This is a genomic window from Pseudochrobactrum sp. AO18b (assembly GCF_000409565.1).
In the GTDB taxonomy this organism is placed as follows: Bacteria; Pseudomonadota; Alphaproteobacteria; order Rhizobiales; family Rhizobiaceae; genus Pseudochrobactrum; species Pseudochrobactrum saccharolyticum.
This window is the reverse complement of the sequence record NZ_ANNO01000257.1, coordinates 1-2,192: the sequence shown is the minus strand read 5'-3', so window position 1 is coordinate 2,192 and position 2,192 is coordinate 1. Positions and strand designations below refer to the sequence as shown.

At 51.0% G+C, this 2,192-nt stretch carries 2 protein-coding genes; both read right to left on the bottom strand.

Annotated elements, in window-relative coordinates; translation table 11 throughout:
* Positions 1 to 75 precede the first annotated feature (75 nt).
* Positions 76 to 954 (bottom strand): sugar kinase, encoded by an 879-nt coding sequence (locus A918_RS0110555; protein WP_028233658.1) that lies wholly within the window; start codon positions 952 to 954, stop codon positions 76 to 78.
* Positions 955 to 1,016: 62 nt separating this feature from the next.
* The coding region (locus tag A918_RS0110550; RefSeq protein ID WP_022711030.1) for a UxaA family hydrolase at positions 1,017 to 2,192 on the bottom strand (1,176 nt) is incomplete at its 5' end.

Genomic DNA, 2,192 nt, shown 5'->3' with positions numbered 1-2,192 from the left:
AAAATAAATGAATAAAAAAGGCCGGTTTACACCGGCCTTTTTATTAGGGCTCTGCGAATGAATGACTTTTACCTATTACACTAATTTTCCCATCGGCATTAATGCACCGCGTTGCATCACCACCTGAGAGGCAACAGCATGACCGGCTTTGACAGCCATCTCAATATCTTTGCCACTCAACAGTGCTGCCAGAAAACCGCCATTGAATGAATCTCCGGCACCGGTTGTGTCCACCGGTATGAGCGGCTCAATATCCATGATCTGACGTGTGCCATTGTCATCAGCAATCAGCATTATACCGCCGCCGTTTTTAACCACAACGACCTGTGCACCGGCAGCGCGATAGCGGGCAGCACAATCCTCTAAACTGCGATCACCGAACATTGCCGCTTCATCATCAAAACTCGGTAAAACAATCTGCGCAACCGCTGCCGCCTGCATGATCGTTTCGCGCAAAATATCGTAGTTCTCCCACAAACGCGGCCTGATATTGGTATCAAGCACCACTGTTTTTCCGGAGCGGGCAGCATCTCGCAAATGAGAGATAAATACTGTCCGCTGCTCAGGACAAAGAATAGCCAGCGTAATCGCAGAAAAATATATGATATCGGCATCGGAAAAAGCCTTGGCGAGCAATGGCTGATTGACCGCCAGCAGACGTGCTGCCGACTGGTTGCGCCAATAGGTAAAATGGCGCTCGCCGTTCTCAACTTCGATCAGGTAAAGACCAGCCTGACGCTGCGCATCTTCCTGAATATAGTCAGTACCGATCCCGTTCCGGTTCAGAAAATCTTTCATTTTTGCAGAAAAACTATCCGTACCGATACGGGTAAAATAAGACACATCCCAGTCCTGCGGAGACAAGCAAGCACGCGCATACCAAGCGGTGTTTAAAGTATCGCCTGCAAAGCCAAGATGAAACTCACTGCCTCCCAGTGAGGACATTTCAATCATACATTCACCGGCAGACAAAAAGAGCTTTTTCCTCACCATTCCCCCGTCATGCTATTTGTTTGTCAGGTCGTTGCCCCGAGCTGCCATGGCACAAATTCATTGTCGCCATAGCCGTAAATCTCGCTCACTGTCTTGCGGCCGGAAGCAACAGCGATAATCTCCTCAAAGATACGTTCGCCTGCCTGCTGAATACTCTCTTCGCCGGTAACAATGCCACCGCAATTCAGATCCATATCTTCCTTCATATGCTCATACATATCTGAATTGGTTGCGATTTTAATACTTGGCGCCGGTTTGAAACCCGAAACCGATCCACGCCCTGTGGTGAAACAGATGAGATTACATCCCCCTGCAACCTGCCCTGTTACAGAAACCGGATCATAGCCCGGCGTATCCATAAATACGAAACCCGCTTCATCAATCGTTTCGGCATATTCATAAACTTGACGCAGCGGCATAGAGCCGCCTTTCGCCACGGCACCGAGCGATTTTTCAAGGATTGTGGTCAGCCCGCCCAACTTATTGCCGTGAGACGGATTATTATTGAGCTCATCGCCGTTGCGCTGCGTGTAATCACGCCACCAGTCAATCCGTGACAACAGCTTTTCAGCAATGTCCGGCCGCGCCGCCCTGCGGGTCAGCAAATGTTCAGCACCGTAAATCTCCGGCGTTTCCGATAAAACACTGGTGCCGCCATGCCGCACAAGCAAATCCGATGCATAGCCGAGTGCCGGATTTGCGGAAATGCCCGAATAACCATCCGACCCGCCGCATTGCAAACCGAGCTTAAGCTGCGACAAAGGCTGTTGTGTGCGCTGCGCCGCATTCACAACCGGCAACATAATTTCAATCGCTGCAATCGCCGCTTCAATTGTCTTCCGTGTGCCGCCATATTGCTGAATGGTCAGCGTCTGCAAACGCTCGCCTTCTTCCAGCTTGTAATGTTCAAGGATCGGAGCAATCTGGTTGGTCTCGCAACCCAACCCGATCAACAACACACCGCCGAAATTGGGATGACGGGCATAGCCCTGTATTGTGCGGGTCAGAACCCGATAGGCTTCCGACTGCGTATTGATCCCGCAGCCGCCCGCATGTCCGAGCACCACAACCCCGTCAATATTATCGCAGTCTTTCAAGCCGCCCATGCGGTTGAAATGATCCGCCACATATTGCGAAACAGTGGCGGAACAATTCACCGTCGCAATCACACCAATATAATTGCGCGTACCAACCCCGCC

What these genes read in the sequence shown, in the direction of transcription:
- A918_RS0110555 (WP_028233658.1), bottom strand. Translation starts at nt 954, where the DNA reads ATGATTGAAATGTCCTCACTGGGAGGCAGTGAGTTTCATCTTGGCTTT.